We start from the raw sequence: 6204 nt of genomic DNA on the forward strand, positions 1-6204 counted from the left end.
TCAGCGCCGCGGCACCGCCGACGGGTTGTCGAGGCTGTCGGAGCCCTCGAAATTGCTGCTCAGACGTAGCGCCGCCATGATGCGCTCGATGGTGCGGGTCTGTTCCAGCAGCTTGTCGATGGCCGCCTGGACGACGGCGTTGCCCTCGGTGTTCCCCTCGGCGAGCATCTGGTCGTAGGCCTCGCCGCCTTCCGCGCGCGTCTTCATGGCCTGGAAGGCGGCGACGGTCGCATCCAGGCGCTGGCGCATCTCGCGGTCCAGCGCCGGGTTGGCGTGGCGCACGAAGTCGGACAGGGACGGACCGCGCACCACGCTGCCGTCGGTGCGGCGGTATTCGCCGATGTAGACGGCGCGGATGCCGACCACGTTGTAGAAATGGCTGTTGTGCGTGTTGTCGGAGAAGCAGTCATGCTCCTCCTCCGGGTCGTGCAGCATCAGGCCGAGCTTCATGCGCTCGCCGGCCAGTTCGCCGTAGGAGAGGCTGCCCATGCCGGTGAAGATCGCGGTCAGGCCGGCGTCGTTGCCGCGCGCGGTCAGCGCGCGCCGCGCCGCGCCGTTCGGCGCCCAGTTCGCGACCATGGTCTCGAGCTCGGCGATGAGCATGCCCGTGACGACGGTGAGGTAGGCGGCGCGCCGGTCCTGGTTGCCGCCCGTGCCGCCCTCCCCGCGGACATAGTCGGTGTAGGGGCGGTTGCCGGCGCCCGGGCCGGTGCCGTTCAGGTCCTGGCCCCAGAGCAGGAATTCGATGGCGTGCCAGCCGATGGTGACGTTGGCCTCGACGCCGCCGACCTCATGCAGGCGGCCGAGCACCTCCGGCGTGATGGTCGTGACGTCGATCGTCTCGCCGGCATGCGTGATCTCGCGGGACGCGATGATGTTGGCGGTGAACAGGGGGTTCTCGTCGTTCGTGTCGCCGTAGCGCTCGGTGTCGACGTAGTCGATCAGACCCTCATCGAGCGGCCAGGCGTTCACGCGGGCTTCCCATTCATCGACGATCGGGTTGCCGAAGCGGAAGACCTCGGTCTGCTGGTACGGCACGCGGGCGGCGATCCACGCGCGCCGGGCGGCGGCCAGCGTCTCCTCGGACGGTGCCTCGACCAGGCGGGCGACGGCCTGCTGCAGGGCACGGGCGCCGGCGAGCGCATCGGCGTACATCGCCGCGGCGATGTCGCCATAGGTATTGAGCACGGCGCGCTTCGCGGGGGCTGCCTGGGCGAGGGCGACCGGCGCCGCGGTGACAGTCAGCGCAGCAGCCAGCAGGGCACGACGAGGGGTCAAGGCGGATGCTCCTGGATGGCGGCGATCGGGGCCCGCCTGATACCGCCAATGCGAGTCGTTCGCAAGAATGCGAAACTTTCGACGTGCCCAACCCCGGGAGGCACGAGTTACACCGAGTTTATTCACGTTCAGGTGACATTGCCGGATGACCATAGCCAGTGGAGTGTAAATATTGTCGTAGGCATGGGGCGGCGCCGTTCGGGGGGCACTGGGTTGACATGCGAATGAGACGGCGGCCGACGACAAGCGGTTTGTCGGCCGTGGCGCGCCGTGGGCTGCTGGCAGGCATGCCGGCGCTCCTCATGGCCGCGCCCGCGGCGGCCGCTGCACCGGCCGAGGAATGGCAGGCGTTCAAGCGCCGCTTCCTCGCGCCCGAGGGGCGGCTGATCGACAGCGGCAACGAAGGGGTCTCCCACAGCGAAGGCCAGGGGTGGGGCCTGATGTTCGCGGCCGCCTTCGACGACCGGCAGGCCTTCGATCAGATCCTCGGCTGGACGCGGCGTGTCCTGAAGCGCCGGAACGACAACCTGCATGCCTGGCGCTTCCGTCCCGGCGCGGCGCGGCCCGTGGAGGACCAGAACAACGCGACCGATGGCGACCTCTACATCGCCTACGGCCTGCTGATGGCCAATGCCCGCTGGCGGCACGCGCCATACCATGAACTGGCCGTCGCCATCGGCCGCGACGTGCTGCGGGTCACGCTGCGACGTCCGCATGGCAGGCCGGTCCTGCTGCCCGGCGCGTCGGGCTTCGAATCGCCGGCAGGCACGGTGCTGAACCCCTCCTATATGATGCTGCCGATCTACGCGACGCTCGAGCAGACGATGCCGGGGGCGGGCTGGGCGGCGATCGCTCAGGAAGCCGGGGAGATATTGCGCCGGGCGCGCTTCGGCGCCTGGGGGCTCAATCCCGACTGGGTTCTGCTGCCGCCCGCGGCCGAGGCGCCGTTGCGGATGCCGCCGGGGTGGCCGCCGCGCTTCTCCTTCGACGCCGTGCGGGCACCGCTCGCGCTGGCCTGGGCGGGGGAGGTGACGCATCCCGCGCTGCTGGGCGCGCACGCCTTCTGGTCCGATCCGCGGTGGACGACGCCGCCGGCCTGGGTCGATCTCGTCACCGGCAACACGGCGGAGTTTCAGGCGTCCCCCGGCATGCTCGCGATCGCCGCCTTCACCGCCGCGCGGATTGCCGGTGGCGGAACGACGGTGGCGTTACCCTCCATCAATGCATCCCGCGACTATTATTCGGCGTCGCTCACCCTGCTGGTGCGCATCGCCTGCGTGTCGACGGGTACCCCCCTTGCCTGATCAGAGCTTGCGACCTGGGCGCCGCACCGCCCCGATGGCCGCCGCGGCCGGAACCCTCATTGGGAGAAGATGCCGGTATGGGACCTGACCCGGACATCGTCGCGCTCGCGACGCGCCTTGGCCTGACCCAGTTGACCTACCGGTCCTTCGACCGTCCGGCGATGCCGGGCCGACCGGCTCCGCAGGATGCCACACCCTCGCCAGCCGAGGTCGTGGAGCCCACCCCGCCAATGGAACTCCCGCTGCCGGCCGCCGTGCCGCAGCCGGCTTTCGCTCAGCCATATGTGCCGGCCGCCGTGCCGCAGCCCGCTTTCGCTCAGTCATATGTGCCGCCAACCCGACCATCGGTAGCGATGCCGCCGCTGGCCGCGGCCCAGGTGGCCTATGCGCCACCACCGCTCGTTGCAGCCCAGCCCGCCCCGGCCTTTCCGTTGCTCGTGCAGGCGCTGTCGCGCCCGGCGGCGCAGCAGCCCGAAGCCGCGGCGCCCTCCGGTGCGCAACCGTTCCTGAACTTGCGACACGCCGTGCCCGGCGCCGCGCGCCAGGCGGAGTACTGACCCGACATGCCTTTGCTGTGCCTCAGTTCACCCAAGGGCGGTGTCGGCAAGACCTCGCTTGCGGCAGGCCTGGCCTTTGCCCTGCAACGCGCGGGCCGACAGGTGGTCGCCCTGGATTGCGATCCGCAGAACGCGTTGCGCCTCCATCTCGGCATGCCGATCTTCGATGGCGCCGGCTATATCGCGCAGCTGCAGAACCGGCCGGACTGGCGCGCCTGCCTGCGGACCACGCCGGCCGGCATCGCGCTGCTGCCCTATGGCGAGACGGACATGCGCGGCGCCCTGGCAACGGCCTCCGCGATCGAACGCGAGCCGGAACTGCTCGCCGCGCCCATGCGGGACATGCTCGCCGACCCGTCGCTGATCGTTCTTGCCGATACGCCGCCGGGGGCGTCCGCCGTGCTGTCCGTACTGGCGCCGCAGGCGTCGCTGGTGCTCGCGGTGCTGCTCGCCGACGCGGCGAGCACGGCGCTGATCCCGGACATCGAGAGCGGCCGCTTCCTCGGCCGCGGGACGATGGGATCGCTGCTTGGACCCAAGCTGCTGATCGCGCTGAACCAGGTGGATCGCGCCTCGCGGCTGTCCGTCGCGGCGGCGGAAGGCGTGGCGGCGCATCTCGGGCCGCGGCTGGCCGGCGCGGTTGCACGCGATGAGGCAGTGGCGGAGGCCCTCGCCTGCCAGCGCCCGGTCGGCCTGCACGCGCCGGGCAGCCGCGCGGCCGGCGACATCTCGGACCTCGCCGCCGCCGTGCTGCGGGAATTGCCGCCGCCCGCGCCCCCTCCGGCCCCGGCGCCGCAGCCCGTCTCCTCCCCGCTGTTTCCCTGGGTACGCCAATGAGCTTCGTTTCCGGGCTGCTGCGCGGCGGGGTCGCCGCGATCGGGCTGCTGCTCGCCCTCGTCGTCATCGTCACGCCGCTGGACGCGAACGACCAGGCGATGCTCGCGGTGGGCGGCATCGTCGTCTTCATCGTGCTGAACCGCTTCCCCGGGAAGCGCTTCACGGTCGTGCTGGCGATGCTGTCCTGCGTCGTCTCCCTGCGCTACCTGCATTGGCGCGTCGCCGACACGCTGGACCCGGAAAGCTTCTGGCAGGGCTTCTTCATGATCGGCCTGGTGCTGGCCGAGGCCTACGCCGTGCTGGCGCTGCTGCTCGGCTACTTCCAGACGCTGTGGCCGCTCGAACGTCGGCCGGCGTCGATGCCGGACGACACCGCCGAATGGCCGACCGTCGACGTCTTCATCCCGACCTACAACGAGGATCTGGAGATCGTCCGGCCGACCGTGCTCGCCGCGCTGGCGATGGACTGGCCGCGGGACAAGCTCAAGATCTGGATCCTGGATGACGGGCGGCGCCCGGCCTTCCGCGACTTCGCCGAGGAATGCGGCTGCGGCTACATGGTCCGCCCCGACAACAAGGGGGCGAAGGCCGGCAACCTGAACCACGCCATGGCGCATACGGATGGCGACTACATCGCGATCTTCGACTGCGACCACGTCCCGACCCGCGCCTTCCTGCAGATGACGCTCGGCTGGATGCTGCGCGACCCGCAGCTCGGCATGCTGCAGACGCCGCACCATTTCTACTCGCTCGATCCGTTCGAGCGGAATCTGTCGAACGGCCGCGACGTGCCCAATGAAGGGCTGATGTTCTACGGCCTGGTGCAGCCGGGCAACGATCTATGGAACGCGACCTTCTTCTGCGGATCCTGCGCGGTGCTGCGGCGGGAGGCGCTGGAGCAGATCGGCGGCGTGCCGACCGAAACGGTGACGGAGGATTGCCACGCCTCCCTGCGCATGCAGCGGATGGGCTGGAACACCGCCTATCTGCGGGTGCCGCTCGCGGCGGGGCTGGCGACGGAGCGCCTGATCATCCACATCGGCCAGCGCATGCGCTGGGCGCGCGGGATGCTGCAGATCATGCGCGTGGACAACCCGCTGTTCGGTCCGGGCCTCAGCCTGCCGCAGCGGCTTTGCTACTTCAGCGCGATGTTCCACTTCCTGTTCGCGATGCCGCGCGTGGTGTTCCTCTCGGCACCGCTCGCCTTCCTGTTGCTGGGGCACAGCGTCATCGCCGCCTCGCCGCTCGCGATCGTCGCCTATGCCGGGCCGCACATCTTCCACGCGGTCGCGACCGGCAGCCGGGTTGCGGGCGGCGTGCGGCATTCGTTCTGGTCCGAAATCTACGAGACCGTGCTTGCCCTTTGGCTGCTGCCGGTAACGCTCGCGACGCTGCTCGATCCGAAGAAGGGAAAGTTCAACGTGACGGAGAAGGGCGGCCTGCTGCCGGAGGGATATTTCGACTGGCGCGCGGTGTGGCCGAGCGCAGTACTGGCGGGGCTGCTGATGGCCGGCGTCGGCTCGGGCATCTATGGCGTCATCGCCAATCCCTGGGGCAGCCTCGAAAGCCAGGCGTTCCTGCTGAATGGCATCTGGGCGACGCTGTGCCTGGTCCCGACACTCGCCTCCGTCGCGGCCGGCCGGGAACGCCGGCAGCTTCGCGCCCGCGCCCGGGTCGATGTCGAGCTGCCCGCGGTGCTCACCCTGCCGGACGGACACAAGATCGACGCGCGCACGCAGGACCTTTCCCTGGGCGGTGCCGGGCTGGTGCTGGCGGAGAAGCGCTCCGTCGCCGCCGACACGGCAGTGACGCTCGAACTGCCGCTGGGGCAGGAGACGCTGGCGATCCCTGCCACCGTCCGCCGGCTGGAGGGTGGCGAGGCGCAATTGCTGTTCCGCCCCGCGACGGTGGAGGAGGAGGCGACGATCGTCCGCGCCGTGTTCGGCCGCGCCGATGCCTGGCTGAGCTGGGACCAGCACCGGCCGGACCGGCCGCTGCGTTCGTTGGTCGAGGTCGTCGCCACGATGGGTTCCGTGTTCACCGGGCGCTCGCAGCTTTCCTTTGCATGGTGGCGCGCCCGGCGGCAGCGGCGGGACGAGCTGCGGCGCCCCGTCGCGCCAGTCGCCGCGCCGGAGCGGCGGACGGAGGTGCTGGCGCCGCGCAGTGCCGCGCCGACGCGCGCTGGCCTCGCGGTGCTGGCGCTGCTGTTGGCAGCCGCGCCGGCCATG

5 protein-coding genes are annotated in these 6204 nt (G+C 70.5%); 4 read left to right on the forward strand and 1 reads right to left on the reverse strand.

The genetic code is table 11. The features are described from left to right. Entirely contained in the window at positions 1-1278 is a 1278-nt protein-coding gene (locus tag GXW78_RS06385) for an imelysin family protein (RefSeq protein WP_246521904.1), read from the reverse strand. 287 nt (positions 1279-1565) lie between these two features. Here GXW78_RS06385 and GXW78_RS06390 point away from each other — a divergent pair, with 287 nt between their 5' ends. From GXW78_RS06390 to bcsA, 4 genes are all read left to right on the forward strand, one after another. Beyond that, entirely contained in the window at positions 1566-2582 is a 1017-nt protein-coding gene (locus GXW78_RS06390; RefSeq protein ID WP_211867086.1) for a glycosyl hydrolase family 8, read from the forward strand. Positions 2583-2659: 77 nt separating this feature from the next. Next, a complete protein-coding gene (locus tag GXW78_RS06395; protein WP_211867088.1) occupies positions 2660-3139 on the forward strand; it encodes a hypothetical protein in 480 nt (159 codons plus the stop codon). Between the two features lie 6 nt (positions 3140-3145). After that, positions 3146-3976: a cellulose biosynthesis protein BcsQ gene (gene bcsQ / locus GXW78_RS06400; RefSeq protein ID WP_211867090.1), complete on the forward strand. Its 831-nt coding sequence runs from the start codon at positions 3146-3148 to the stop codon at positions 3974-3976. Beyond that, the coding region (gene bcsA, locus GXW78_RS06405; RefSeq protein WP_211867092.1) for a UDP-forming cellulose synthase catalytic subunit at positions 3973-6204 on the forward strand (2232 nt) is incomplete at its 3' end. The genes bcsQ and bcsA, both read left to right, overlap by 4 nt.

The sequence above is a fragment of the Neoroseomonas terrae genome, assembly GCF_018129025.1.
Classification (GTDB): Bacteria; Pseudomonadota; Alphaproteobacteria; order Acetobacterales; family Acetobacteraceae; genus Neoroseomonas; species Neoroseomonas terrae.